General features: G+C 59.0%; 26 protein-coding genes. 15 read left to right on the top strand and 11 right to left on the bottom strand.

Going from position 1 to position 26,970, the window contains the following annotated elements; translation table 11 throughout:
- Positions 1–3: 3 nt before the first annotated feature.
- The 4 genes from HX783_RS06270 to HX783_RS06285 form a co-directional block, all read right to left on the bottom strand.
- Positions 4–612: a phage baseplate assembly protein V gene (locus HX783_RS06270; protein WP_177016317.1), complete on the bottom strand. Its 609-nt coding sequence runs from the start codon at positions 610–612 to the stop codon at positions 4–6.
- Between the two features lie 3 nt (positions 613–615).
- Positions 616–1,131, bottom strand: coding sequence for a hypothetical protein (locus HX783_RS06275; RefSeq protein ID WP_177016318.1), 516 nt, complete (start codon positions 1,129–1,131; stop codon positions 616–618).
- Positions 1,132–1,154: 23 nt separating this feature from the next.
- Positions 1,155–1,493 (bottom strand): phage holin family protein, encoded by a 339-nt coding sequence (locus HX783_RS06280; protein WP_177016319.1) that lies wholly within the window; start codon positions 1,491–1,493, stop codon positions 1,155–1,157.
- Positions 1,494–2,093: 600 nt separating this feature from the next.
- Entirely contained in the window at positions 2,094–2,828 is a 735-nt protein-coding gene (locus HX783_RS06285; protein ID WP_094949894.1) for an XRE family transcriptional regulator, read from the bottom strand.
- 189 nt (positions 2,829–3,017) lie between these two features.
- Here HX783_RS06285 and HX783_RS06290 point away from each other — a divergent pair, with 189 nt between their 5' ends.
- From HX783_RS06290 to fdxA, 5 genes are all read left to right on the top strand, one after another.
- Positions 3,018–3,740: a zeta toxin family protein gene (locus HX783_RS06290; protein ID WP_177016648.1), complete on the top strand. Its 723-nt coding sequence runs from the start codon at positions 3,018–3,020 to the stop codon at positions 3,738–3,740.
- Positions 3,740–3,907 (top strand): hypothetical protein, encoded by a 168-nt coding sequence (locus HX783_RS06295; RefSeq protein ID WP_177016320.1) that lies wholly within the window; start codon positions 3,740–3,742, stop codon positions 3,905–3,907. Before HX783_RS06290 ends, HX783_RS06295 begins: the two co-directional genes overlap by 1 nt.
- Positions 3,908–4,352: 445 nt before the next feature.
- The gene (locus HX783_RS06300) at positions 4,353–4,646 is read left to right on the top strand and encodes a DUF3077 domain-containing protein (protein ID WP_177016321.1); all 294 of its coding nucleotides are present in this window, start codon (positions 4,353–4,355) and stop codon (positions 4,644–4,646) included.
- A 430-nt stretch (positions 4,647–5,076) separates the two neighbouring features.
- The gene (gene mutS / locus HX783_RS06305; RefSeq protein WP_177016322.1) at positions 5,077–7,668 is read left to right on the top strand and encodes a DNA mismatch repair protein MutS; all 2,592 of its coding nucleotides are present in this window, start codon (positions 5,077–5,079) and stop codon (positions 7,666–7,668) included.
- Between the two features lie 142 nt (positions 7,669–7,810).
- On the top strand, positions 7,811–8,134 hold the full coding sequence (gene fdxA, locus HX783_RS06310; protein WP_177016323.1) for a ferredoxin FdxA: 324 nt from the start codon (positions 7,811–7,813) through the stop codon (positions 8,132–8,134).
- Positions 8,135–8,631: 497 nt separating this feature from the next.
- Here the strand turns inward: fdxA and apbC are convergent, their stop codons facing one another.
- Positions 8,632–9,726 (bottom strand): iron-sulfur cluster carrier protein ApbC, encoded by a 1,095-nt coding sequence (apbC, locus tag HX783_RS06315; protein WP_177016324.1) that lies wholly within the window; start codon positions 9,724–9,726, stop codon positions 8,632–8,634.
- Positions 9,727–9,898: 172 nt separating this feature from the next.
- On the opposite strand from apbC, the gene metG reads away from it, so the two are divergent.
- The 4 genes from metG to HX783_RS06335 all read left to right on the top strand — a co-directional run bounded on the left by metG (position 9,899) and on the right by HX783_RS06335 (position 14,258).
- Positions 9,899–11,950 (top strand): methionine--tRNA ligase, encoded by a 2,052-nt coding sequence (metG, locus tag HX783_RS06320; protein ID WP_177016325.1) that lies wholly within the window; start codon positions 9,899–9,901, stop codon positions 11,948–11,950.
- 83 nt (positions 11,951–12,033) lie between these two features.
- The gene (gene rsxB / locus HX783_RS06325) at positions 12,034–13,227 is read left to right on the top strand and encodes an electron transport complex subunit RsxB (protein ID WP_256347111.1); all 1,194 of its coding nucleotides are present in this window, start codon (positions 12,034–12,036) and stop codon (positions 13,225–13,227) included.
- A 102-nt stretch (positions 13,228–13,329) separates the two neighbouring features.
- Complete coding sequence (nth, locus tag HX783_RS06330; protein ID WP_177016327.1) at positions 13,330–13,968, top strand: endonuclease III; 639 nt, start codon at positions 13,330–13,332, stop codon at positions 13,966–13,968.
- A 107-nt stretch (positions 13,969–14,075) separates the two neighbouring features.
- On the top strand, positions 14,076–14,258 hold the full coding sequence (locus HX783_RS06335) for a PA3496 family putative envelope integrity protein (RefSeq protein ID WP_177016328.1): 183 nt from the start codon (positions 14,076–14,078) through the stop codon (positions 14,256–14,258).
- An 83-nt stretch (positions 14,259–14,341) separates the two neighbouring features.
- Here the strand turns inward: HX783_RS06335 and HX783_RS06340 are convergent, their stop codons facing one another.
- The 3 genes from HX783_RS06340 to HX783_RS06350 all read right to left on the bottom strand — a co-directional run bounded on the left by HX783_RS06340 (position 14,342) and on the right by HX783_RS06350 (position 17,867).
- Positions 14,342–14,974, bottom strand: a complete 633-nt coding sequence (locus HX783_RS06340; RefSeq protein ID WP_053254650.1) for a response regulator transcription factor — start codon at positions 14,972–14,974, stop codon at positions 14,342–14,344.
- Positions 14,975–15,611: 637 nt separating this feature from the next.
- On the bottom strand, positions 15,612–16,829 hold the full coding sequence (locus tag HX783_RS06345) for an argininosuccinate synthase (RefSeq protein WP_159954499.1): 1,218 nt from the start codon (positions 16,827–16,829) through the stop codon (positions 15,612–15,614).
- A 129-nt stretch (positions 16,830–16,958) separates the two neighbouring features.
- Positions 16,959–17,867 (bottom strand): OmpA family protein, encoded by a 909-nt coding sequence (locus HX783_RS06350; protein ID WP_159954498.1) that lies wholly within the window; start codon positions 17,865–17,867, stop codon positions 16,959–16,961.
- 156 nt (positions 17,868–18,023) lie between these two features.
- Between HX783_RS06350 and pyrC the strand changes: the two genes are divergently transcribed.
- Together pyrC and rnt are read left to right on the top strand one after the other, a co-directional pair.
- Positions 18,024–19,070: a dihydroorotase gene (pyrC, locus tag HX783_RS06355; RefSeq protein WP_177016329.1), complete on the top strand. Its 1,047-nt coding sequence runs from the start codon at positions 18,024–18,026 to the stop codon at positions 19,068–19,070.
- Positions 19,067–19,738, top strand: coding sequence for a ribonuclease T (gene rnt / locus HX783_RS06360; RefSeq protein WP_010564138.1), 672 nt, complete (start codon positions 19,067–19,069; stop codon positions 19,736–19,738). The genes pyrC and rnt overlap by 4 nt, the downstream gene beginning before the upstream one ends.
- Positions 19,739–20,008: 270 nt before the next feature.
- Here rnt and HX783_RS06365 read toward each other — a convergent pair whose 3' ends face one another.
- Complete coding sequence (locus HX783_RS06365) at positions 20,009–20,611, bottom strand: peroxiredoxin (RefSeq protein ID WP_003172097.1); 603 nt, start codon at positions 20,609–20,611, stop codon at positions 20,009–20,011.
- Positions 20,612–20,854: 243 nt separating this feature from the next.
- On the opposite strand from HX783_RS06365, the gene HX783_RS06370 reads away from it, so the two are divergent.
- The gene (locus HX783_RS06370) at positions 20,855–21,073 is read left to right on the top strand and encodes a bacterioferritin-associated ferredoxin (RefSeq protein ID WP_010564137.1); all 219 of its coding nucleotides are present in this window, start codon (positions 20,855–20,857) and stop codon (positions 21,071–21,073) included.
- A gap of 201 nt (positions 21,074–21,274) precedes the next feature.
- The gene (gene bfr, locus HX783_RS06375) at positions 21,275–21,745 is read left to right on the top strand and encodes a bacterioferritin (protein ID WP_053133448.1); all 471 of its coding nucleotides are present in this window, start codon (positions 21,275–21,277) and stop codon (positions 21,743–21,745) included.
- 183 nt (positions 21,746–21,928) lie between these two features.
- Here bfr and grxD read toward each other — a convergent pair whose 3' ends face one another.
- Positions 21,929–22,267 carry a Grx4 family monothiol glutaredoxin gene (gene grxD / locus HX783_RS06380; protein ID WP_106577269.1) on the bottom strand — a complete coding sequence of 113 codons (339 nt, stop codon included), beginning with the start codon at positions 22,265–22,267 and terminating at the stop codon, positions 21,929–21,931.
- Positions 22,268–22,351: 84 nt separating this feature from the next.
- Positions 22,352–24,460: a molybdopterin oxidoreductase family protein gene (locus HX783_RS06385; RefSeq protein WP_177016330.1), complete on the bottom strand. Its 2,109-nt coding sequence runs from the start codon at positions 24,458–24,460 to the stop codon at positions 22,352–22,354.
- Positions 24,461–24,893: 433 nt separating this feature from the next.
- Here HX783_RS06385 and argF point away from each other — a divergent pair, with 433 nt between their 5' ends.
- Together argF and HX783_RS06395 are read left to right on the top strand one after the other, a co-directional pair.
- Positions 24,894–25,814, top strand: coding sequence for an ornithine carbamoyltransferase (gene argF, locus HX783_RS06390; RefSeq protein WP_177016331.1), 921 nt, complete (start codon positions 24,894–24,896; stop codon positions 25,812–25,814).
- Positions 25,811–26,920: an ABC transporter ATP-binding protein gene (locus tag HX783_RS06395; RefSeq protein WP_177016332.1), complete on the top strand. Its 1,110-nt coding sequence runs from the start codon at positions 25,811–25,813 to the stop codon at positions 26,918–26,920. Before argF ends, HX783_RS06395 begins: the two co-directional genes overlap by 4 nt.
- Positions 26,921–26,970 lie beyond the last annotated feature (50 nt).

Genomic DNA, 26,970 nt, shown 5'->3' on the forward strand with positions numbered 1-26,970 from the left:
TTATCAGGGGCTGATGACGCGTCCTTGGTGGTCCACCACCGGGCCGCTGAAGTGCGCGCCGCCGGCGTCCAGCAACAGGCGGGTGCCGCCGATTTGCAGGGTGATGCTCTGGGCATTGATCGTCAGGCTGGCGGCGCCGACCTTGATGTCAACCTGTTCGCGGGAGCCGCTGAAGGTGGTGGGGCCGTTGACCCAGTTAAAGGTGTGGCTGGCGTCGTCGTAGTCGCTTTGGGTGCCGTCCTGATGGCGGCGTCGGGTCAGCGAGGCAACGCTGGAAACCGGCGGAAACAGACTACTGTTAAGACCGAACAAGGCCACAGACTGCGCGCCACCTTCACCGCCGCCGTAGTTGAGCAACAGGCATTGCTCGCCCACCGATGGGATACGGGTTTCGCTCTGCGCTCCCGCGCTGGGGTTGAAAAAACGGATCGATGGCGAGAGCAGGTCTCCGTGACTGACTTTGCAGGTATTGCTGGCGGCATCGACTGCCTGGCAGGTGCCAATCCGACAGAAACTTTCAGCGCGTCGATACAGGTCTTCGAGCTGGGTTTCCATCTCCGCCAAGCGCTCGATGATCGGCCCCAGTTGCATGCGTAACAGCGCGTCGAACATGGGCTACTCCGCCAGTGGTTTGTATTGATCGGGGTCGTTGATATTCGAGACTTCCCAGGTGCGCGCAAACAGCGGTTGGCCCGTGGGATCGTTGAGCAGCACCGGTCCGAGATAGAGGGTTTGCGTGAAGGAAACGGTCCAGGTGTCGTAGTCCGTTTCTGCGGTGGCACGCAGTGAGGGAGCCGCAACGATAGAGGTCGGCAAATCACACTGTGCCCGTGGCAGGTTCCAGCGGTTATCCAGCACCAGGTCCATAAGTTGGCTGGCCAAATCGCAGGCATCAAACGGCAATGCACCCGGCGCGACCATGGCCTTGAGCGAAATCGACAAGGCGTGAGCTTTACGGCCCTCACGGGAGCGAATGCCCGGGCCGTTGCCCTCGACCGTGATCAGCACGCCGGTTTTATCCCCGGTGCCTTGAAAGTCCTGATGATTACCGACCTTCAAGTCCGGGAAGGCGGCGTGCAGTGCGTCGCCGATGGCTTGGGGCAATTGGGAGGGTTTTTCGATAAGGTCCATTTTGATCAGCGTCCTTGCAACGGTTATTGCGGGTCCTGGCCGGAGCCTTGGTTAACGCCGATACGCTTGGCGGCCCAGCGTTCATAGAGGCCGATGGCCACGTCGGCGCCGGCCATGGCGGTCAGGCAACCAATGGCGCCGGCCGTCCAGAGCGACATACCGGCGGCGTAGCACAGCATCAGGGCAGAAACCCCACACACCATGCACGCCCCGGACCGCAGGGCCAGGCGCCGAATCAGCGACCAACCACGGGCGCCCTCCTTGTCGGCGCGCCACATTTCACCGGATACACCGCCGATCAGGGCCAGTACGATCACCAGCCAGATAGGCATTTCCGCTAACGCTTGCTGCTCGTTTGTCATGTCACGCCTCCTGGCTGAGCATTACCGGCAACGGGCCGGTGTTTGGGTAAATCCATTTATAGGTAGGCATTCCAAAAAGCCCGGTCGCCCGGGCTTTTCAGTAATGCGGTCCAGATTCGAACGTTCGGCGCTACTGGCGCGGTACGGTTCTTTCCTAAGATGTTTTTCCGACCACGATCCCTGTCTGCCGGATAACTGCTTCTGGTGCTTTACGCTGCACACCCGGGTCAGTTGCCAACCCTCTGAACCGTTAAGGCCGGTTCATCGCTGCCTGTTTTCTTGAAGCGGTACGACTAAAGAGCGTCGGCATCCTTGCCGATGTTGCCTGGCTTCCCTGCCATCGCTTCGATGGCGTCCTTGCCGATGTTGCGTGCCTTCCCTGTCTTCCTTGGCAGCATCCTTGCCGCCTCCACCAGGCCTTGTTGGCTGGCTTGAGATGAAGAATATGCGTGTATGCATATACAGTCAATGCACAAATGCATTTATTTTTCACAATGAAATGCACGAGTGCATTTTCGGCCTTGCGGGTTAAGGGTTTGGCGGTTTTCTACAGGCGAAAAAAAGCCCGCGCACTGGCGGGCTTTGTCTTACGTAAGGAGGTTAACGGGCGTACATGCCCCACCAGAACACATGACCGAGGATGCTGATCTGCTCATCCTGGATATCCTGGAAGCTGTAGTCCTCGTCCGGGTGCTCATCGCGATTGAAACTGCGCAGGCGAATCCCCGAAGGCAGGCGATAGAGCTGTTTCACCCGCAGCTGGCCATTGTGGTTGATGGCATACAAGTCGCCATCAACGATATCGCCAATGCCACTCTTGCCCGCGTTCACCCCGACCGTGGCTCCGTCGCGCAGCACCGGCAACATACTGTTGCCACGCACCGTCACACACTTCGCCTGGTCGAACTGCACACCGTTATGCCGCAGGCTGCGCTTGCCGAACCGCAAACTGGCCTTCTCGCTTTCCTCGATGACGAATCTTCCTGATCCAGCAGCCAATTCAACCTCACGCAGAAAGGGGATCGACACCTCGTCATCATTAACGGGCGTGTCGTCGTCCCACAGGCTTATGTCCTTGAGTTCCGAATGCATCGGGTCGCGCCCATCATCCCGCAAAGCCCCCACCGCCGCGCGCCCGCGCAAGTGGTCGGTGCTGACACGGAAGTACTCGGCGATGCGCGAGATATGCTTGTCCGACGGATCAACGATCTTGCCGCTGAGGATCCGCGAGAGTGTGGATTGAGGCACGCCAGTACGCCGGTGAAGCTCCGTGGGGGAGATCCGGTCGCGGTCTAGGAGTTCTCTTAAGACGGTTGAAACGTTGCGTTTTTGCATAACGGGGATAGTGCCGGGTGTTTTCAGCATTGGCAAATGCTAATTTGCATAAGTAGTGCATAAACAAGGATGTATTAAGTGAAGTTTCGATCAGCAGCGAGGCTTTAACCGCGTGATAGTCTTTCACGCACTATAAGAAGCAGATGGGGGTGTTTGATGGAACAGACCGCATTTTCCGACGCTGACGGGATGACACCGGCAGAGACTGAGATTTCAGAAGACGCCCTGCGCTTCGCTCGCTCAAATAAAAAGTCAATTGCCAGACGCCTGACAGATAAAGCTATCTACCCATCAGAGGAGTCGCCAGTATCCGTCTTCATGGCTGGATCGCCCGGCGCAGGAAAAACAGAGGCTTCAGTCGCTCTTGTAAACCTATTCGCCGACACCCCCATTCTACGAATCGATCCTGATGAACTTCGCAACGAGTTTGCCGCTTACCAAGGGTCAAATTCGTGGCTTTTCCAACGCGGGGTTTCGATTCTGGTCGAAAAAATAATTGACCAGGCGTTGGACCAACGGCAGTCCCTCCTACTCGACGGCACCTTTTCAAACCTTAAGGTCGCCAGGAGCAATGTTGAACGCTCATTGAAAAAAGGACGATTCGTACAGATCTTGTACGTATATCAAAACCCCATGCTTGCTTGGGATTTTGTGAAGGCCCGCGAGGAGGCCGAAGGCAGAAGAATTCGCAAAGAGCATTTTATCGAGCAGTACTTCGCAGCGCGTGACGTAGTGAACGCGCTTAAGCTAGAGTACGGAAGCGACGTTCACGTGGATTTGCTCATCAAGCACATCGACAATTCTGGACGGCTTTACAAAGCGGGCGTCGATAAGATTGACTACCATATCCCAGAGCAATACACGCGGGCCGATCTAGAGGCCATGCTCGGGCCACCATCAGGAGCGCATTGATGATTTCGATCAAGCTGGGCTTGTCCAAAGGCGTAAAAAGCTCCTTTGCCGACTTTATTCGTGACGCAAAATCCGATCAGAAAAAGCGCGTTTACAGTGAGGTTCTCACTGAGGCTACCAAGCAGCAGAATCTCGTGATGATGAAGGCAGAGGCGAAAAGAGCCTGATTGCATCCATACCTCTTTCCAAAGCCCGGCCCCAGAGTCGGGCTTTTTGTTGGGCCAATTCAACCCGCACACGTCCCCCCATTCAGACTTATATTCCCAGTTGCACCCACCCCACCATCACGCTAACCTCCCCCCGTCGCTGCAAATTCAGCGACCGGGTGTGAGAACCCGAGCAAATCAAGGCGCAAAGCGCCCAAGAACCCTATCGCGGCGTTTTTTTTCGTCTGCGGTATCGTTTTATGGCGGCTGTGCGTGGGAGACCCTCGGGTCTACCGGTTGCCTTGATTGCCGGTTTCTCACCCTGCGCACAGCTGCCACCCAAACCTGTGAGAAGGTTCGTGGCAGTTCCTCAAATCAAGGAATTTTCACTTATGTGCTTCTACATTTACCGCACCAAACGGCATCACCCTTCCCAGTTCATTTCCTCCGTGCTCGGAGGTGTTTTATGAACGCTGCGCAAGATCTAACCACCCTCGGCGTCACCCCCTTCTCCTTCCACTCCGACCAACCTCTATTCCGCGTCAACAGCGGTGTTTCCCTGCACGAAGCCTTGCACCACGCCTCCGACCTCCTTCACATTGCCAAGCAGCTCGCAGAAGATGCGGCGATGACCAAGGAGACGGATCGTTATGCCTGGTCGTCGCATTACTTGCAGGAGATGGTGAAAGCGGTGGTGGATGATGTGGTGAAGGTGTTGGATTCGCCTGTTATCACTCAAGAAAGGGCGGGCAACCGCTAACCTGTGGCGAGGGAGCTTGCTCCCGTTGGGTTGCGTAGCAGCCCCATCTTTGGGGGCCGCTGCGCGCCCCAGCGGGAGCAAGCTCCCTCGCCACAGTGACGGTGTTCTGCCTTAACAGTTGCGGTGTTTCTTCCTGGGTGGTGGGTATTACCTGGCCGTTTGCGACCTGCGAAGCCCCGACTTCGCGTGTTAACCTTGCGCCCATCGCAAAAATGCTGGGCCAAGCGCCCGATGCCGATCAGTTAAGCGACCACGACTGGGCACGATGTTGAGCTTTCGAACTTCAGCGATGCAGGGGCTGCGGTCTGCCAGGCTCGACAGCTCCCACATCCAACCTGCGTCGTTTGGAAGCCCGCGCTGCGCAACTGATCGACACTGGACCAAGCGCCCCCTTTGCCCCATCACTTTCAACGAATTTGCCTACTATCCAATGAGTAAAAACACGTCCGATCTGTCTTCCCACACGCCAATGATGCAGCAGTACTGGCGTCTGAAAAACCAGCACCCTGATCAGTTGATGTTCTATCGCATGGGCGACTTCTACGAGATCTTCTATGAAGACGCGAAGAAGGCTGCCAAGTTGCTGGACATCACTTTGACCGCGCGCGGGCAGTCGGCGGGGCAGTCGATTCCGATGTGTGGGATTCCTTACCATTCGTTGGAAGGCTACCTGGTCAAGCTGGTGAAGCTGGGCGAGTCGGTGGTGATTTGTGAGCAGATCGGCGACCCGGCGACCAGCAAGGGGCCGGTTGAACGTCAGGTGGTGCGCATTATTACGCCGGGTACGGTGAGTGATGAGGCGTTGCTGGATGAGCGTCGTGACAACCTGATCGCGGCGGTGTTGGGCGATGAGCGTTTGTTCGGCCTGTCGGTGCTGGATATCACCAGCGGCAATTTCAGCGTGCTGGAGATCAAGGGCTGGGAGAACCTGCTGGCGGAGCTGGAGCGTATCAACCCGGTGGAGTTGTTGATTCCGGATGATTGGCCGAAGGATTTGCCGGCGGAAAAGCGTCGTGGGACCAAGCGTCGTGCACCGTGGGATTTTGAGCGTGATTCGGCGCTGAAAAGTCTGTGCCAGCAATTCTCGGTGCAAGACCTTAAAGGTTTCGGTTGCGAAAACCTGACCCTGGCCATCGGCGCCGCCGGTTGTTTGCTCGGCTATGCCAAGGAAACCCAGCGCACCGCCCTGCCGCATTTGCGCAGCCTGCGCCATGAGCGCCTGGACGACACCGTGGTGCTCGATGGCGCGAGCCGTCGCAACCTGGAGTTGGACACTAACCTGGCCGGTGGCCGCGACAACACGCTGCAATCGGTGGTGGACCGTTGCCAGACCGCCATGGGCAGCCGCTTACTGACCCGCTGGCTGAACCGCCCGCTGCGCGACTTGACCGTGCTGCAAGCGCGCCAGACCTCTATTACCTGCCTGCTGGATGGCTATCGCTTTGAAACGCTGCAGCCGCAGCTGAAAGAAATCGGCGATATCGAGCGCATCCTGGCGCGCATCGGCCTGCGCAATGCGCGGCCGCGTGACCTGGCGCGCCTGCGCGATGCCTTGAGCGCGCTGCCGCAGTTGCAAGCGGCGATGGCCCACCTCGACACGCCGCACCTGCAACAGCTGGCCGTGACCGCCGGTACTTACCCGGACCTCGCGGCGCTGCTGGAAAAAGCCATTATCGACAACCCGCCGGCGATCATCCGTGACGGCGGCGTGCTGAAAACCGGTTACGACACCGAGTTGGATGAGCTGCAGTCGCTGAGCGAAAACGCCGGGCAGTTCCTGATCGACCTGGAAGCCCGCGAAAAGGCGCGCACTGGCCTGGCCAACTTGAAGGTCGGTTACAACCGCGTGCACGGCTACTTTATTGAGTTGCCGAGCAAGCAGGCCGAGTCGGCGCCGATCGACTACCAGCGTCGTCAAACCCTTAAAGGTGCCGAGCGTTTCATCACGCCGGAGCTGAAAGAGTTTGAAGACAAGGCGCTGTCGGCCAAGAGCCGCGCTCTGGCGCGCGAGAAAATGCTTTATGAAGCGTTGCTCGAAGATTTGATCAGCCGCCTGGCGCCGTTGCAGGACACCGCCGCTGCCCTGGCGGAACTGGATGTGTTGAGCAACCTCGCCGAGCGCGCGCTGAACCTTGATTTGAACTGCCCGCGGTTTGTCAGCGAGCCGTGCATGCGCATCGTGCAAGGCCGTCACCCGGTGGTGGAGCAGGTGTTGACCACGCCGTTCGTCGCCAACGACCTGTCGCTGGATGACGACACCCGCATGCTGGTGATCACCGGTCCGAACATGGGCGGTAAATCCACCTACATGCGCCAGACCGCCTTGATCGTGTTGCTGGCGCATATCGGCAGCTTTGTGCCGGCGGCCAGTTGCGAGTTGTCGCTGGTGGACCGCATTTTCACGCGGATCGGTTCCAGCGATGACCTGGCCGGTGGCCGTTCGACCTTTATGGTGGAAATGAGCGAAACCGCCAACATCCTGCACAACGCCACCGAGCGCAGCCTGGTGCTGATGGACGAAGTCGGTCGCGGCACCAGCACCTTCGACGGTTTGTCGCTGGCATGGGCGGCGGCCGAGCGTTTGGCGCATTTGCGTGCCTATACGCTGTTCGCCACGCACTATTTCGAGCTGACCGTACTGCCGGAAAGCGAGCCGCTGGTGGCCAACGTGCACCTCAATGCCACCGAGCACAACGAGCGCATTGTGTTCCTGCACCACGTGCTGCCGGGGCCGGCCAGCCAGAGTTACGGCCTGGCCGTGGCGCAGCTGGCGGGTGTGCCGAGCGAGGTCATCACCCGTGCCCGCGAGCATTTGAGCCGCCTGGAAGAAACCGCGCTGCCCCACGATATTCCCGTGGCCAGCCCGGCCAAAGCCAGCAGCAAACCCGCCGCGCCGCACCAGAGCGACATGTTCGCCAGCCTGCCGCATCCGGTGCTGGATGAGCTGGCCAAACTTGACCTGGACGGGTTGACGCCGCGAAAAGCGCTAGAAATGTTATATGCACTGCAAGTTCGGATATAACGCAGACGCTTGCAAGCTGGTAGACTCTCGCGCGGTTTGGGATGCTGCAGGCTTTTAGCCTGGCCTGCAGACTATCGCTCCCGAACCTCGCGAGCCCTGCCACAAAGGGTTTCGCTGCCGCCGCCTGAGGAGAAAATTAGAAATGACCTTCGTCGTTACCGACAACTGCATCAAGTGCAAGTACACCGACTGCGTCGAAGTGTGTCCGGTGGACTGCTTCTACGAAGGCCCGAACTTCCTGGTTATCCACCCGGACGAGTGCATCGACTGCGCCCTGTGTGAACCAGAATGCCCGGCCGTCGCTATTTTCTCCGAGGACGAAGTCCCGGCAGAGATGCAGGAATTCATTCAGTTGAACGTCGAGCTGGCGGAAATCTGGCCGAACATCACTGAGCGCAAGGATCCGATGCCGGATGCAGCGCAGTGGGATGGCAAGAAAGGCAAGATTGCAGACCTGGAGCGCTAACAGCGCCGCCGCCCAATAAAAAAGGCCCCTTGCGGGCCTTTTTGCGTTTCTGTGTGGCGGGTTTCACTTTTCTGCAGGCAAAAAAAGGGGCGGTATGACCCGCCCACATTTTTTCCCTAGTCCCTGTATTCCTTTTCATCGTCCTGATGAATCGCATCCTGCGACGTTCCTTCAACCATCGTTCCTTGATGGCTGTGTCAATCCGTGGACACAGGGCTGATCTTAGAGACTTCCAACGTAAGTTCAACGGGATCCAACCGGCGGGCTGACAGACTTGAACGCTCAAACAAATATAAATAATTGTTATATTTCAACAAGATAGAAAATACTCTCGTCAATTCGAGACGTCCCGACCCGGCAAAAAACCCAAACACTTACGGAAAAGTAAGCGAATGCTTACACGCGCAATTGTGTAAATGCGCAGTTACACCTTGTTGACCTATTCGCAGGCAAGAAAAAGCCCCGACCCAGTCGAGGCTTGTTTTCCTTCAGGCGGATCAGTCGTCGCTGACCGTAATCGTCGGCATTGCCGGCGCAGCCGCTTCTTGAAGGACGATACGCGCGCCCACATGCCGCGCCAGCTCTTGATAAATCAGAGCGATCTGCCCATCGGGCTCGGCGGCCACGGTGGGTTTGCCGCCGTCTGCCTGCTCACGAATCTCCATCGCCAGTGGCAACGAGGCCAGCACTTCAACCCCGTATTGGGTGGCCAGCTTCGCACCGCCGCCTTCACCGAACAGGTGCTCGGCATGCCCGCAGTTGGAGCAGATGTGTACCGCCATGTTTTCCACCACGCCCAGCACCGGGATGTTGACCTTGCGGAACATCTCCACGCCTTTTCGCGCGTCGAGCAGCGCCAGGTCCTGCGGTGTGGTCACGATCACCGAACCGGCCACCGGGACTTTCTGCGCCAGGGTCAGCTGGATATCGCCGGTGCCTGGCGGCATGTCGATCACCAGGTAATCCAGGTCGCCCCAGGCGGTCTGGGTGACCAGTTGCAGCAAGGCGCCCGAGACCATCGGCCCGCGCCAGACCATCGGCGTGTTGTCATCGGTGAGGAAGGCCATGGACATGACTTCCACGCCCATCGACTCGATGGGCACGAACCACTTCTGGTCCTTGACCTTCGGCCGGGTGCCTTCGGCGATGCCGAACATCACACCTTGGCTTGGGCCATAAATGTCGGCGTCGAGAATCCCCACGCGCGCACCTTCACGGGCCAGCGCCAGCGCCAGGTTGGCCGCCGTGGTGGATTTACCCACGCCGCCTTTGCCCGACGCCACGGCCACGACGTTCTTGACGTTGGCCAGGCCAGGAATTTGCGCCTGGGCCTTGTGCGCGGCGATCACGCACTGGATGTCGACCTTGGCGGAACGCACACCGTCGAGACCCTCGATAGCCATTTGCAGCATCTGCGCCCAACCGCTCTTGAACAGACCGGCGGCATAACCCAGCTCCAGCTGGACCGACACCGTGTCGCCCTGGACTTCGATGGCGCGTACACAGCCGGCACTGACCGGGTCCTGGTTCAAATAGGGGTCGGTGTATTGGCGAAGAACGGCTTCCACCGCTGCGCGATTGACGGCGCTCATGGGCTACTCCCGAAAAAAGACTGACTGAAACAGGCGGCTATCCTAACCGTTCCAGCCGCCCAGCGGCATGCTTTCGAAGGTTGGGAGGTGGTTGAAACAGCCTCACGGGGTGAAATAAATTTCCCGGCGCTTTATAGTGGCCGACCTCCGTTTCATCAAGTAGCCGAGCCCCATGTCCGAGCCACGCAAGATCCTCGTCACCAGCGCCCTGCCCTATGCCAATGGTTCTATCCATCTTGGCCATATGCTTGAGTACATCCAGACCGATATGTGGGTGCGCTTTCAGAAGCATCGCGGCAATCAATGCATTTATGTCTGCGCGGACGACGCCCACGGTTCGGCCATCATGTTGCGCGCCGAAAAGGAAGGGATCACCCCGGAACAACTGATCGCCAATGTGCAGGCTGAACACAGCGCCGACTTTGCCGAGTTCCTGGTCGATTTCGACAACTTCCACTCGACCCACTCCGACGAAAACCGCGAGCTGTCGAGCCAGATCTACACGCGCTTGCGCGACGCCGGGCACATTGCCACGCGCTCGATCACGCAGTATTTCGACCCGGAAAAGAAAATGTTCCTGGCCGACCGCTTCATCAAGGGCACCTGCCCGAAATGCGGCACCGAGGACCAGTACGGTGACAACTGCGAGAAGTGCGGTGCCACCTACGCCCCGACTGACCTGAAGAACCCGCGCTCGGCCATTTCTGGCGCCATTCCGGTGCTCAAGGATTCCCAGCACTTCTTCTTCAAGCTGCCGGATTTCCAGCAAATGCTGCAAACCTGGACCCGCAGCGGCACCCTGCAAGACGCCGTGGCCAACAAGATCGCCGAATGGCTGGATGCCGGCCTGCAACAGTGGGACATTTCCCGCGATGCGCCGTACTTCGGCTTCGAGATTCCGGACGAGCCGGGCAAGTATTTCTATGTTTGGCTGGACGCGCCAATCGGCTACATGGCCAGCTTCAAGAACCTGTGCGACCGCACGCCTGCGCTTAATTTCGACGCGTTCTGGGCCAAGGATTCCACCGCCGAGCTGTACCACTTCATCGGCAAGGACATCGTCAACTTCCACGCCCTGTTCTGGCCGGCGATGCTCGAAGGTTCGGGCTACCGCAAGCCAACCGGCATCGCGGTACACGGCTACCTGACGGTCAACGGCCAGAAGATGTCCAAGTCCCGTGGCACCTTTATCAAGGCGCGCACCTACCTGGACCACCTGTCGCCGGAATACCTGCGCTACTACTACGCCTCCAAGCTGGGCCGTGGCGTCGACGACCTCGACCTGAACCTGGAAGACTTCGTACAGAAGGTCAACTCGGACCTGGTCGGCAAAGTCGTCAACATCGCCAGCCGTTGCGCCGGGTTTATCCACAAGGGCAATGCTGGCGTACTGGTTGCGGAAAACGCCGCGCCGGAACTGACCGAAGCCTTCCTGGCCGCTGCGCCAAGCATCGCCGACGCCTATGAAGCCCGCGACTTTGCCCGCGCCATGCGCGAGATCATGGGCCTGGCCGACCGTGCCAACGCCTGGATCGCCGACAAGGCACCGTGGTCGCTGAACAAGCAGGAAGGCAAGCAGGCTGAAGTCCAGGCGATCTGCGCCACGGGCGTCAACCTGTTCCGCCAGTTGGTGATCTTCCTCAAGCCAGTGCTGCCATTGCTGGCCGCTGACGCCGAAGCATTCCTCAACGTCGCGCCGCTGACCTGGAACGACCACGCCAGCTTGCTCAGCAACCATCAATTGAACGAGTTCAAGCCGCTTATGACCCGTATCGACCCGGTCAAGGTGCAGGCGATGACCGACGCTTCGAAAGAAGACCTGGTCGCCAGCCAGACCGACACCGGCGAGGCCGCACCGGCAGGCAACGGCGAACTGGACAAGGACCCGATTTCGGCGCAAATCGATTTCGACGCCTTTGCTGCCGTGGACCTGCGTGTCGCGCTGATCGTCAAAGCCGAAGCCGTGGAAGGTGCCGACAAGCTGCTGCGCCTGACCCTGGACCTGGGCGGCGAGCAACGTAACGTGTTCTCCGGTATCAAGAGCGCTTACCCGGACCCGTCCAAGCTCGATGGCCGCCTGACCATGATGATCGCCAACCTCAAGCCACGGAAAATGAAGTTCGGCATCTCTGAAGGCATGGTGATGGCCGCCGGCCCTGGTGGCGAAGAGATCTACCTGTTGAGCCCTGACAGCGGCGCCAAGCCGGGTCAGCGGATCAAGTAAGCCCGCACAATAGCCCTGCCGCTTCGGCGACAGGGCTTTTCAGCTAGTCCCCTTTTCTCGCTTACCGGATAATCAGCCTCTGTTTGGTTAACCGGCACGCCAATGATCACCCCATGAACCTGATTCAACGTATCGACGCGCTGCTGCCGCAGACCCAATGCGGCAAATGCGGGCACCCGGGCTGCAAGCCTTACGCCGAAGGTATCGCTCAGGGCGAGGCAATCAACAAGTGCCCGCCCGGTGGGCAGGAAACCATCGCGGGCCTTGCGCAGTTGCTGCGCGTGCCGGTGCTGGAACTGGACACCAGCCGGGGTGAAGCCCCCGCCCAAGTCGCCTATATCCGCGAGGCCGAGTGCATCGGCTGCACCAAGTGCATTCAGGCCTGCCCGGTGGATGCGATTGTCGGCGCGGCCAAGTTGATGCACACGGTGATCATCGATGAGTGCACCGGTTGCGACCTGTGCGTCGCGCCCTGCCCTGTTGACTGCATCGAAATGCGCCCTGCGACCACCGTGCTGCCGATTGTGGGCGGCCTGGCGGCCAACGATCGCCAGCGCCATGAACGCGGCCTCAAGCGCGACCGCGCACGCCGGCGTTATGAGCAGCGCAACGCACGCTTGCAGCGCGAAGAAGCGCACAAGCTCGCTGAGCGCCTGGCGCGGGCCAAACGCTCGGTGCCGATTGCGCCCGTGCTGGCCGATTCCGCCGCGGCCGCCAGGGATGCTGCCGTCAAGAAAGCCAAGATCACGGTCGCCATGAGTCGCGCCCAACTGCACAAATCCCTGAAAGCGTTCGGCCACCCGCCAACCTTTGAGCAGCAGTCGCAGTTGATTGCCCTGCAGCAGCAGTTCGAAGCGGCGGAGCAGGCGCTTGCGGCACTGGAAGTGAACAGCTCGCCGCCACCTCCAACCACCAAAGACCCTGAGCTCAAGCGCGCAAAAATCCAGCTGGCCATGCGCCGCGCCGAATTGAAAAAAGCTCAGGACCTGAATGCCGACGAGCAGCAACTGGCAACGCTGAGCGCCGCACTGTCCAACGCCGAACAGGCGCTGCATGATGCCGAGGCGATCAGCGAACAGCCCCGGCCCGACTTGCAGCGCGTGGAAAAACGCCCCGTCGACGCCCAGTTGCGTCAGTTGAAAACCGCCCTGGCCTATGCCCGCGCCGATGTCAGCAAGCTGCAACGCCAGTCGGACGTCAGCGCGGATGAACTGAAAGCCGCACAACTCAAACTGGACGAAGCGCAGCGCCAAGTCGATGCCCATATCGGCGCTTGAGCCGCAACCGGCGCTGCCGGGCACGGTGACGATGGTTTATCCTGCAACGCTCGGCCCTACGTTGCCCCTCACGCTGACCGCCCGTAAGGAAATGCCTGCCCCATGAACGCCGCAAAACGCCTGGAAATTTTCCGCAGGCTTCACGAAGACAATCCGGAACCCAAAACCGAGCTGGCCTACTCGACGCCGTTCGAATTGCTGATTGCGGTGATCCTGTCAGCCCAGTCCACGGACGTTGGCGTCAACAAGGCCACGGCCAAACTGTATCCGGTGGCCAATACGCCGCAGGCCATCTATGCCTTGGGCGTGGAAGGGTTGTCGGAATACATCAAGACCATCGGCCTGTACAACAGCAAAGCCAAGAATGTTATCGAGACCTGCCGCCTGCTCGTCGAGTTGCATGGCGGCGAAGTCCCACAGACCCGCGAGGCACTGGAAGCGCTTCCAGGGGTGGGGCGTAAAACCGCCAATGTGGTGCTCAATACCGCGTTCCGGCAACTGACCATGGCGGTGGACACGCATATTTTTCGCGTCAGCAACCGAACCGGCATTGCGCGCGGCAAGAACGTGGTGGAAGTGGAAAAGCAGTTGATGAAGTTCGTGCCCAAGCCGTACTTGCTCGACTCCCATCACTGGCTGATCCTTCACGGACGCTACGTTTGCCAGGCCCGCAAACCGCGCTGCGGCAGTTGCCGCATCGAAGACTTGTGCGAATACAAGGACAAGACGTCCGACGATTGAGGGTTCATTGGTTTTCTCGATCAGTCGATTGAAAAAATCTTTTTTACCCTTTCGTGGTTTATCGTTATAAGGGGCGCCAACGGCAGTCTTAGCCTGGAGTTAACCTTATGAGCACTGGCAAAGAACAACTGGATGTAGAAGACGACCTCGTTGCTGATTCGGAAGACGAGGGGGAAGCACCTCCTGTTGAGGTGGCCAAGACCAATTTGAGCAAACGTCGCACTATCGATAACCTTCTGGAAGAGCGACGCTTGCAAAAACAGCTGGCCGATTACGACTTCGATCTCTGATCGAGCCGCCTTCGACCGGAAGCCTCCCTGACGGAGGCTTTTTTTTGCCGGTTCTACGAGCTCCTGCGGGCCGCCCGCCGCCGTTATACCAGGCCGTTGCGTTGGGCCAGCTCAATCAGGTCGACGAGGGAACGCGCATTGAGCTTGAGCAGCAGGCGCGTCTTGTAGGTACTCACGGTCTTGTTGCTGAGGAACATGCCGTCAGCAATCTCTTTGTTGGTTTTGCCACGCGCCAGTTGCTGCAACACCATCATTTCGCGCCCCGACAAGCGTTCGACCATGTCCGCCTCACTGGCGTTACCCATGGTGGAGCGCACGGAGTTGAGCGCCTGGTTGGGGAAATAGCTGTAGCCGGAGAGCACCGCCTTGATGGCGCTCAACAACTCAGTCAGGTCCTGCTGCTTGCACACGTAGCCCGCCGCGCCCGCCTGCATGCAGCGCATGGAAAAATGCCCGGGCGCCTGGGACGTCAGCACCAACACCTTCACAGGCGCAGGCTGCTTGGTGGAGGCCAGGCGGCAGATAACCTCCAGGCCATCGAGTTTGGGAATTCCGATATCCAATATAACAATGTCCGGCACATGCTCGCGTGCAAGTTGCAACGCATCGACGCCGTTATCAGTCTCCGCAACGACTTCATAACCATGACGCTCCATGAGCATGCGCACAGCAAGACGAATGACGGGATGATCATCCACGATCAGCACTTTATTCATGAGAAAGTCCAATTTCGCTGTTCGAATTATTTAGAGCAAGCACAATAGCCTAGTCGTTTCCTAGTTGGCATAGCGCTCCCCCCCAAGCAACAGCAAGCAGAGACCCAACCCACAACGATATAGGAATTAACCTACAAAAAAACATTAACCCAGACGCGTCCGATTTTATGCAGACTTTCAGACCTTTCCGTGGGCATACATATCTTGAGTGAAATATCCGCCGCATAAGGGGATCAAGGTAAACGTGCCGCACAAGACTTTCAGGAAATGCCCATTGCGTGGCGCCGCCAGGCGAGTGAACAGGTGAGAAAATTCCGACTCTTTTAGTTCCATTCCACATATTTTCTAACATCCCTAATTCCTACAGAATTTTCTTAGTCTTACATACCATTCGCACTTATATAGTGAATCTTCTGTAAGACATAGTTCCTAGACAGGTGTTAAAAAATCATTCACTGACGTAAAAAATAAAACTCCAAAACAAAAGCACAGCCCATAACTTTTTCACTGACAGACCATAAACATTTACCAAACGCTTTTAAACATCACGCCGTACTTCTGGCTAGTGCCTTGAATATTCAAGCAAAAAAAAATGGCCCCTTAAACAGGGGCCATTTTTTTACAGCGAAGGGATCACTCAGAACAGCTTGCGACCCTTGTTGGCCGCGATGCGCATGCGCAGCGCATTCAACTTGATGAAGCCCGCAGCATCCGCCTGGTTGTAGGCGCCGCCATCTTCTTCGAAGGTGGCGATGTTGGCGTCGAACAGCGACTCATCGGACTTGCGACCGGTGACGATCACATTGCCCTTGTACAGCTTCAGGCGAACCACACCGTTCACGTGGACTTGGGAGGCGTCGATCATCTGTTGCAGCATCAGACGCTCAGGGCTCCACCAGTAGCCGGTGTAGATCAGGCTGGCGTACTTAGGCATCAGCTCGTCTTTGAGGTGAGCGACTTCACGGTCCAGGGTGATGGACTCGATGGCGCGGTGGGCGCGCAACATGATGGTGCCACCTGGGGTTTCGTAGCAGCCACGGGACTTCATGCCCACGTAACGGTTCTCGACGATGTCGAGACGGCCGATACCGTGTTCGCCACCGATACGGTTCAGGGTCGCCAGCACGGTGGCCGGCGTCATCTCAACGCCGTCCAGCGCGACGATGTCGCCGTTGCGGTAGGTCAGTTCCAGGTACTGGGCCTTGTCTGGAGCGTTCTCCGGGGAGACGGTCCATTTCCACATGTCTTCTTCGTGTTCGGTCCAGGTGTCTTCCAGCACGCCGCCTTCATAGGAGATGTGCAGCAGGTTGGCATCCATCGAATACGGGGACTTCTTCTTGCCGTGACGCTCGATTGGGATGGCGTGCTTTTCAGCGTAATCCATCAGCTTTTCGCGCGACAGCAGGTCCCATTCACGCCAAGGAGCAATCACTTTCACGCCTGGCTTGAGCGCGTAGGCACCCAGTTCGAAACGCACCTGGTCGTTACCCTTGCCGGTGGCGCCATGGGAAATGGCGTCGGCGCCGGTTTCGTTGGCGATTTCGATCAGGCGTTTGGCGATCAGCGGACGTGCGATGGAAGTACCCAGCAGGTACTCGCCTTCGTAGACGGTGTTGGCGCGAAACATCGGGTAGACGAAATCGCGGACGAACTCTTCGCGCAGGTCGTCAATGTAGATCTCTTTCACGCCCATGGCTTGCGCCTTGGCACGTGCAGGTTCGACCTCTTCGCCCTGACCCAGGTCAGCGGTGAAGGTCACCACTTCACAGTTATAAGTATCCTGCAGCCACTTGAGGATCACCGAAGTGTCCAGGCCGCCGGAATACGCGAGAACGACCTTGTTTACGTCGGCCATGCCATCACTCCACGGGGTTGTACGGAAAGCCGTCGATTCTACCGACCAAAACCGTGAATTTACAGAGGCGCGACAGCAAATGAAGATAAAGCGACAGATTATGTCGAGCGGGCGACCGATGGTCGCACCTCAGGATGTGTGGGCGGCGTTGCTTGGTGCAGTGGCCTGTGGCGCCGGCTTCTCAGGCGCTGCGACGCGTTCGAGCTGAATGTTCACACGCCGATTGCGCGCCCGGTTGGCGGCATTGGTGTTCGGCGCCAGCGGGTAGCTTTCGCCGTGGAAACGCATGGTGATCTGCGATTCCGGGATGCCATTGGCCTTGAAGTAGTCCGTGACCGCCAGCGCCCGACGGCGCGAGACATCACGATTGGTCAGGCGGTTGCCACTGTTGTCCGAATGGCCATTCAACTCGATATGGTTGACGGTAGGGTCGGCTTTCATGAACGCGAGAATCACGTCCAGCTTCTTCTTCGCCGCTGCGTCCAGCTCGATACCACCGCCTGGGAAGCCGACTTCGGTCTGTTTGACCTGGTCGTAATTCATCGGCAACAGCTTGGTGGTGCACAGTTGATAGTCGTTGAAGGCCTTGTTGAATTTCACCGGCAGCAGGCGAATTTCCGAGTAGCCGCCTTCACGCCCGTAATGCCGCACGGTCGGGCTGCGCCCTTCGAGCAAACCGGTGAACAGGCGCCCGGCCTGGGCCTGGGAGCTGTTGAACAAGACGTCGCCACTGCCGACACGCACGGCGCCAAGGTTGATATCGCCACGGCCCGGCTGCCAGGGTGCGGCGGCCGCCAATAAGGTTGCCGAGCCCACGCCCAGCGCACCGTTGTAGGCTTTGAGGCGAAATGTCGCCTGCTCGCCGGCCCGGCGCACGAACTCGCCCGAGCCGAAATCGGTGATCGGCTGGGTGAGGCGGCACTCAAACTGGTCGCCTTCCACCTTCCACTCAATATTCTCCAGACGTGTCTGGAACGTGAGGGCCATCGCAGGCAGGCTGGCGAACACACTGAGCAGGGCTAGATAATGCTGGCGCACGGGAGGCTCCACTGGTTTCTACAACACTTCAAAGCGTCATACGTCGTTAAGGCATACCCAGGGATATCGGTAGCGTCCTGCAAAACTTGATAGCGAGTGCCTGCAAGAGTCTTTTCCGGTAGCATTCCCACCAGATTGACCCGCCTGGAATCCCCAATGTCCGACCGCCTGACCCTGCTGCGTCCCGACGACTGGCATATTCATCTTCGCGATGGTGCTGCGTTACCCCAAACTGTGGCCGATGTAGCGCGCACGTTTGGCCGCGCCATCATCATGCCTAACCTGGTGCCTCCGGTACGTAATGCCGCTGAAGCCGACGCCTATCGCCAGCGCATCCTCGCTGCACGACCGGCCGGCAGCCGCTTCGAACCGCTGATGGTGCTCTACCTGACCGACCGCACCCAGCCTGAAGAAATTCGCGCTGCCAAAGCGACCGGCTTCGTGCACGCCGCCAAGCTGTACCCGGCCGGCGCGACCACCAACTCCGATTCCGGCGTGACCAGTATCGACAAGATCCTGCCGGCCATCGAAGCCATGGCTGAAGTCGGCATGCCGCTGCTGATTCACGGTGAAGTCACCCGTGGCGACGTGGACGTGTTTGATCGCGAGAAGATCTTCATCGACGAACACATGCGCCGTGTGGTCGAGCTGTTCCCGACGCTGAAAGTGGTGTTTGAACACATCACCACCGCCGACGCCGTGCAGTTCGTCAGCGAGGCCTCGGCCAACGTGGGCGCGACCATCACCGCGCATCACCTGCTCTACAACCGCAACCACATGCTGGTGGGCGGGATTCGGCCGCACTTCTATTGCCTGCCGATCCTCAAGCGCAACACCCACCAGGTGGCCTTGCTGGATGCCGCCACCAGCGGCAGCCCGAAGTTCTTCCTCGGCACCGACTCCGCACCTCACGCCCAACACGCCAAAGAAGCTGCGTGTGGCTGTGCCGGTTGCTACACCGCGTATGCGGCGATCGAGCTGTACGCCGAAGCGTTTGAACAGCGCAATGCCCTGGACAAGCTCGAAGGCTTCGCCAGCCTCAATGGCCCGCGTTTCTACGGCCTGCCGGCCAATACCGACCGCATTACCCTGGTCCGTGAAGACTGGACCGCCCCTGCCAGCCTGCCGTTTGGCGAGCTGACTGTTATCCCGCTGCGCGCCGGTGAAACACTGCGCTGGCGCCTGCTGGAGGAAAGCAAGTGAGTGAAGACCATTACGATGACGAACACGAGCACAGTGGTGGCGGCTCCCGTCACCCGATGGCCGAGCGGTTTCGCGGCTATCTGCCGGTTGTCATCGACGTAGAAACCGGTGGTTTCAATTGCGCCACCGACGCCTTGCTGGAAATCGCCGCCACCACCATCGGCATGGACGAGCAGGGTTTTGTGTTCCCGGAACACACTCACTTCTTCCGCGTTGAGCCGTTTGAAGGCGCGAACATCGAAGCGGCTGCCCTGGAGTTCACCGGGATCAAACTGGATCACCCGCTGCGCATGGCAGTGAGTGAAGAAGCGGCGCTGACCGATATCTTCCGCGGTGTGCGCAAGGCGTTGAAAGCCAATGGCTGCAAACGCGCGATTCTGGTCGGGCACAACAGCAGCTTCGACCTGGGCTTCCTGAACGCTGCCGTGGCGCGGCTGGACATGAAACGTAACCCGTTTCACCCGTTCTCCAGCTTCGACACCGCCACCCTCGCAGGCCTGGCGTATGGCCAGACCGTCCTGGCGAAAGCCTGCCAGGCGGCCGGTATCGACTTCGACGGCCGTGAGGCCCACTCGGCTCGCTACGACACCGAGAAGACGGCCGAGCTGTTCTGCGGCATCGTCAATCGGTGGAAGCAGATGGGCGGCTGGGAAGATTTCAACGACTGAGGCTGCCCCGAACACGACCTCTGCAACGAGCGAGCTTCTGTGGCGAGCGAGCTTGCTCGCGTTGGGCTGCGAAGCAGCCCCAATAAGACCGCCACCGTTGACCTGTTAAACCGCGGTGTCAGGTTCTGGGGCCGCTGCGCAGCCCAACGCGAGCAAGCTCGCTCGCCACAACAAGCTAGCTCGCCACAGAAGCACGCTGGCCACAGAGTTAAACACCGCGCATAAAAAAACCGGCCTTCTCAGGCCGGTTTTTTTTGCGTCGAACGAGGCTTACAGCTTGCCGGCGTTCTCGGTCAGGTAAGCCGCAACGCCTTCTGGCGAAGCGTTCATGCCTTTGTCGCCTTTTTTCCAGTTGGCAGGGCACACTTCGCCGTGCTCTTCGTGGAATTGCAGGGCGTCGACCAGACGGATCAGCTCTTCCATGTTACGGCCCAGCGGCAGGTCGTTGATGATCTGCGAGCGCACAACGCCCTTGTCGTCGATCAGGAATGCGCCACGGAACGCCACGCCGCCTTCGGACTCAACGTCGTAGGCCTTGGCGATGTCGTGCTTCATGTCGGCAGCCATGGTGTATTTGACTTTGCCGATGCCGCCATCATTGATGGCGGTGTTGCGCCAGGCGTTGTGGGTGAAATGGGAGTCGATGGAAACGGCTACCACTTCAACGTTGCGCGCCTTGAAATCGTCCATGCGGTGGTCCAGAGCGATCAGCTCGGACGGGCAGACGAAGGTGAAGTCCAGCGGGTAGAAGAACACCAGGCCGTATTTGCCTTTGATGGCTTCAGACAGTTTGAAGCTGTCTACGATTTCGCCATTGCCGAGGACGGCAGGTACGTCGAAATCCGGGGCTTGTTTGCCGACGAGTACGCTCATTGGGTATCTCCTGATGTAAGGGTGACGATTGAAGTAAAAGGACCGGCCCAAGTCTGGCGCAGCTAAGCGACAGCCCTGTGACGCAGTCACGCTTCGTGAAGACCGACCATCATACACTGAAAAAACCGTTCGTCAGTGAGGGCGCAGTGCCAGCGAATACCCTACGAATCTACTTTGACAATCATTCTCGTTAACATTAAGATCCATCGCACTTAAGCCTTAAACCCGCGATGGTTCTCCCTTATGTATGTCTGCCTCTGCACTGGCGTCACCGACGGACAAATCCGCGAAGCAATCTATGAAGGTTGCTGCAGCTACAAGGAAGTACGTGAAACCACCGGCGTTGCCAGCCAGTGCGGTAAATGTGCCTGCCTCGCCAAGCAAGTGGTACGGGAAACCCTGACGCAGCTGCAAACAGCCCAGGCCGCGCTCCCCTACTCAGCAGAATTTACACACGCTTAATCAGGCGTGTTTTGAAGAACCGGACTTAGTGTCCGGTTTTTTTATGCCCGTAATTCAATTAGTTAGCGCCAAGACGCGGAACACAAACATTCTTATTCCGATTAATTTTCATTTATTATTCAATAACTTAGGTTTGACACTAGGGATTTCGCCGCTCAAACTCCGCCGTATATACAGCTATTACAGGGCAGGACCCCAGTCATGAAAGGCGACATCTCAGTCATCCAGCAACTCAACAAAATCCTTGCCAATGAACTGGTCGCGATCAATCAGTACTTTCTGCATGCGCGCATGTATGACGATTGGGGCCTGGAAAAGCTTGGCAAGCGTGAATACAAAGAATCCATCAAGGCCATGAAAGACGCAGATGCGCTGATCAAGCGCATCCTGTTCCTGGAAGGCCTGCCGAACGTGCAGGACCTGGGCAAGCTGAATATCGGCGAGCACACCCAGGAAATGATCAGCAGCGACCTCGGCTTTGAACGCAAGAGCCACAGCGACATCAAGGCCGCCATCGCTCACTGCGAAACCAAGGGCGACTTCGGTAGCCGTGAACTGCTGGAAGATATCCTGGAAGACCAGGAAGAACATATCGACTGGCTGGAAACCCAATTGGGCCTGATCGATAAGGTCAGCCTGGAGAACTACCTGCAATCGCAGATGGGTGAATAAGCGCTGAAGATCGTTCCCACGTTCTGCGCGGGGAATACTGCTTAAGCGTGTCTTTGATGCTGAGCAGGGTGACGCAGAGCGTCACAGGATGCGTTCCCACGCGGAGCGTGGGAACGATCAAGCGCGCAGGTATAAAAAAGCCCCGCTCTCTTTCGAGACGCGGGGCTTTTTATTGCATGCAAATCACGCGTCAGTCTTGGCTGCCGCGTTGGCTGCTGCTTCTTTGATCAGAGCCTGCAGCGAACCATCAGCCGCCATCTCAGTGATGATGTCGCTACCGCCGACCAGCTCACCGGCTACCCACAGTTGTGGGAAGGTTGGCCAGTTGGCGTACTTCGGCAGGTTGGCGCGGATTTCAGGGTTTTGCAGGATATCCACGTAGGCGAACTTCTCGCCGCACTGCATGATGGCCTGGGAAGCCTTCGCGGAGAAACCGCACTGAGGAGCGTTCGGGGCGCCCTTCATGTAAAGCAGAATGGTGTTGTTGGCAATCTGCTCTTTGATCGTTTCGATGATATCCATGGAACACCTCGGCTGGAACTTTGCGACTCACAGGTCGGCACGGTGGCGCATTGTAACGCAAAATTCCAGCGCGGTGCTCAGGCCTTATGCGGCGGCCACCTGCACCGGCACGCCGTTGAGTGCGGCGTTTCCGGACAATTCATCCAATTGCCGCTCGTCGGTCAGGTCGTTCGCGCTCGCCCCCGGCTGGCCGCTGGCGATGCTCATCTGCACACCCGGGCGGCCATGGCCCCAGCCATGGGGCAAACTGACCACGCCGGGCATCATGTCCAGGCTGGCCACCACTTCCACTTCGATCATGCCGATGCGCGAACTCACCCGCACCCGCTGGCCGTCGCTCAACTGCCGGCGGCTGAGGTCATCAGGGTGCATATGCAACTGGTGGCGCGGCTTGCCCTTCACCAGGCGGTGATAGTTATGCATCCACGAATTATTGCTGCGCACATGGCGACGGCCGATCAGCAGCAGTTCATCCGCCACCGGCACAGGCTGGGAGGCGAAGCGCGCCAAGTCCGCCAGAATCACTGCCGGCGCCGCCTGCACCTGGCCGCTGGCGGTTTTCAAGCGTGCGCCAAGGTTGGGCTTGAGCGGCCCCAAGTCCACGCCATGCGGATGGTCCGCCAGCATGGCCACCGACAATTTGTGCTCGGATGCATCACCGTAAGCCCCGGCACGCAACCCGAAGTCGATCATCTGCGCCGGTGCCATGGTCGGTTTAAGCGCCACGCCCGTCTGCGCCGCAAAGGCCTCGGCCAAGCCGACAAAAATCTCCCAGTCATGCAACGCGCCGGCAGGCTTGGGCAGAATCGCGCGATTGAAGCGGGTGACGTTACGCACAGCGAACATGTTGAACGTGGTGTCGTAATGATCGTTTTCCAGCGCCGATGTCGACGGCAGAATCAGGTCGGCGTAACGCGTGGTCTCGTTGATATACAGGTCGATGCTGAGCATGAACTCCAAGCCATCCAGCGCCTGCTCCAGTTGGCGACCATTGGGCGTCGACAGTACGGGGTTGCCGGCCACGGTCACCAAGGCACGGATTTGCCCTTCGCCTTCGGTGAGCATTTCTTCGGCCAGCGCCGAGACCGGCAACTCGCCGCCATATTCCGGGCGCCCGGACACACGGCTCTGCCAGCGATTGAAATGCCCGCCGCCGGTGGAGGCCACCAGGTCGACCGCCGGGCTGGTGCATAACGCACCGCCGACCCGGTCGAGGTTGCCAGTCACCAAATTGATCAGTTGCACCAGCCAGTGACACAAGGTGCCGAACGCCTGGGTCGATACGCCCATACGGCCATAGCACACCGCCTTATCCGCCGCCGCGAAGTCACGCGCCAATTGGCGGATCTGCTCGGCAGGCACCGCACATTGGCGGCTCATGGCTTCAGCGGTAAACCCGGCAATGGCGTGGCGCACGTCGTCGAGGCCTTCAACCGGCAAATGGCTGTCGCGCGTGAGTTGCTCGGTAAACAGCGTGTTGAGTACGCCGAACAGCAGCGCCGCGTCGCCGCCTGGCCGCACAAACAGATGCTGGTCGGCAATCGCCGCCGTCTCGCTGCGCCGAGGGTCGACCACCACCACTTTGCCGCCTCGCGCCTGAATGGCCTTGAGTCGTTTTTCCACATCGGGCACGGTCATGATGCTGCCGTTGGAGGCCAGTGGGTTGCCGCCCAGGATCAGCATGAAGCCGGTGTGATCAATATCCGGAATCGGCAGCAACAGGCCATGGCCGTACATCAAGTGGCTGGTGAGGTGATGGGGCAGCTGGTCCACCGAGGTCGCGGAAAACCGATTGCGCGTCTTCAACTGGCCGAGGAAGTAGTTGCTGTGAGTCATCAACCCATAGTTGTGCACGCTGGGGTTGCCCTGATACACCGCCACCGCGTTTTGCCCATGCCGGGCCTGGATACCGGCCAGCCGCTCGGCGACCAGCTTGAACGCCTCGTCCCACGCGATCGGCTGCCATTCGCTGCCCACTCGCAGCATGGGCTGGTGCAAACGGTCCGGGTCGTTCTGGATGTCCTGCAGCGCCACGGCCTTGGGGCAGATATGCCCACGGCTGAAGGTGTCCAGCGGGTCGCCCTTGATCGAGGTGATCGCCAGGCTGCCGTCGTCGGCTTGGGTGGTTTCCAGCGTCAGGCCACAGATGGCTTCACACAGATGGCAGGCACGGTGATGGAGAGTCTTGGTCATGGCCAGTCTCTTATTAGGGCTTTGACTTCACTATGGGCCGCGACCGGCGCAGGCACCAGCAACGTCAGTGCTGTGAATCGGCAAGCATTAGGCCAGGCCATGGCTAAGCGTGAGCAAATGTTTCAGAACCCTGCCCGCCACGGCTAAAACCGACACAGCCTGGCCCGGAGCCGCCCCCACACATTGCAAAAGGTCTCGGCGCCAGTGTACAAATGGGCTGCTGCTGTCAGGAATCAGTCTTCAAAAGCGTCTCGGCGCCCTTCTTGAACACCCTTAAAAACCGTAGCCCTATTGGTAAGACGCGACATTTAATTATAAGATCGCGCCTTCCCCTATTTCGTCGCCCCGTGCGGCTTTCGCCGCAGGTCTCGCCCGTTGTCACAATAAACAAGGCTTTGAGTATCTGCGGTCTGTTGCAAAAAGGTAGTTAATGATGAGCGCAAGGCACTTTCTCTCCCTGATGGATTGCACGCCCGAAGAGCTGGTCAGCGTGATCCGTCGAGGCATTGAGCTTAAAGACCTGCGTAACCGCGGCGTACTGTTCGAGCCTTTGAAAAACCGTGTGCTCGGGATGATTTTCGAGAAGTCGTCGACCCGCACCCGCGTGTCGTTCGAAGCCGGCATGATTCAGCTGGGTGGCCAGGCCATCTTCCTGTCCTCGCGCGATACCCAACTGGGCCGTGGCGAGACGATTGCCGACAGCGCCATCGTGATGTCGAGCATGCTCGATGCGGTGATGATCCGTACCTTTGCCCACAGCACCGTGACCGAATTTTCCGCCAACTCCCGCGTACCGGTGATCAACGGCCTGTCCGATGACCTGCACCCGTGCCAGTTGCTGGCCGACATGCAAACCTTCCTCGAGCACCGTGGTTCGATTCAGGGCAAGACCGTGGCCTGGATCGGCGACGGCAACAACATGTGCAACAGCTATATAGAAGCGGCGATCCAGTTCGACTTCCACCTGCGCATCGCGTGCCCCGAAGGCTACGAGCCGGATGCGCGCTTCCTGGCGCAGGCCGGCAGTCGCGTGACCCTTGTGCGCGACCCACGTGATGCCGTGCTTGGCGCCCATCTGGTCAGCACCGATGTCTGGACCTCCATGGGCCAGGAAGAAGAAACCGCCAAGCGCCTGGCCCTGTTCGCGCCGTTCCAGGTAACCCGCGCGTTGCTCGACCTGGCCGCGCCGGATGTGCTGTTCATGCACTGCCTGCCAGCCCACCGTGGCGAAGAAATCAGCCTCGACCTGCTCGACGATAAACGCTCGGTCGCCTGGGACCAGGCCGAAAACCGCTTGCACGCGCAAAAGGCGCTGCTCGAATTCCTCGTCCAGCCTTCGTACCGCCAAGCATGAGCCAGCCGTTACTGCTGAACCTGCGCAATCTGGCATGCGGCTATCAAGATCAACGGGTGGTGCAGAACCTCAACCTGCACCTTAACGCCGGTGACATCGGCTGCCTGCTCGGCTCATCTGGCTGCGGCAAAACCACCACCTTGCGTGCGATTGCCGGGTTCGAACCCGTGCACGAAGGTGAAATCAGCCTGGCCGGCGAAGTGATTTCCAGCGCCGGGTTCACCCTCGCGCCGGAGAAGCGCCGGATCGGCATGGTGTTCCAGGACTACGCGCTGTTTCCGCATTTGAGCGTGGCCGACAACATCGCCTTTGGCATCCGCAAGCACCCGCAAAAAGACCGCGTGGTCGCCGAGTTGCTGGAACTGGTCAACCTGAAGAACCTCGGCAAGCGTTTCCCCCACGAGCTTTCCGGCGGCCAGCAACAACGCGTCGCCCTCGCCCGCGCTTTGGCGCCGGAGCCACAACTGCTGCTGCTGGATGAACCGTTCTCCAACCTCGACGGCGAACTGCGGCGCAAGCTGAGCCACGAGGTGCGTGACATTCTCAAGGCGCGCGGCACCAGTGCGATTCTGGTGACCCATGATCAGGAAGAAGCCTTCGCAGTAAGCGATCAGGTGGGCGTATTCAAGGAAGGCCGCCTGGAACAATGGGACACGCCTTACAACCTCTATCACGAACCGCAGACGCCGTATGTCGCCAGCTTTATTGGCCAGGGCTACTTTATCCGTGGCCAACTGAGCTCACCGGAATCGGTGACTACCGAGCTGGGTGACCTGCGCGGCAATCGCGCCTACACCTGGCCTACAGGCGGCGCGGTGGATGTATTGCTGCGCCCGGATGACATCGTTTATGCGCCGGACAGCGCGCTGAAAGCGCGGATCGTCGGCAAGACCTTCCTCGGTGCTTCGACGTTGTACCGCCTGCAACTGCCGACCGGCGCACAGCTGGAGTCGATTTTCCCCAGCCATGCTGATCATCAGGTAGGTGCGCAGGTGGGGATTCGGGTGGCGGCTGAGCATTTGGTGTTGTTCCAGGCCTCGGGCAGCGTGGCAGCGCAGATTCCTCAGTCTGAATCCGGCGTAAGACGTTATAGCCCAGCGAACTGATAATCTGCTGAAACCGAATCAAAATGTGGGAGCGGGCTTGCTCGCGAATA

Source organism: Pseudomonas sp. D2002, assembly GCF_013385735.1.
In the GTDB taxonomy this organism is placed as follows: Bacteria; Pseudomonadota; Gammaproteobacteria; order Pseudomonadales; family Pseudomonadaceae; genus Aquipseudomonas.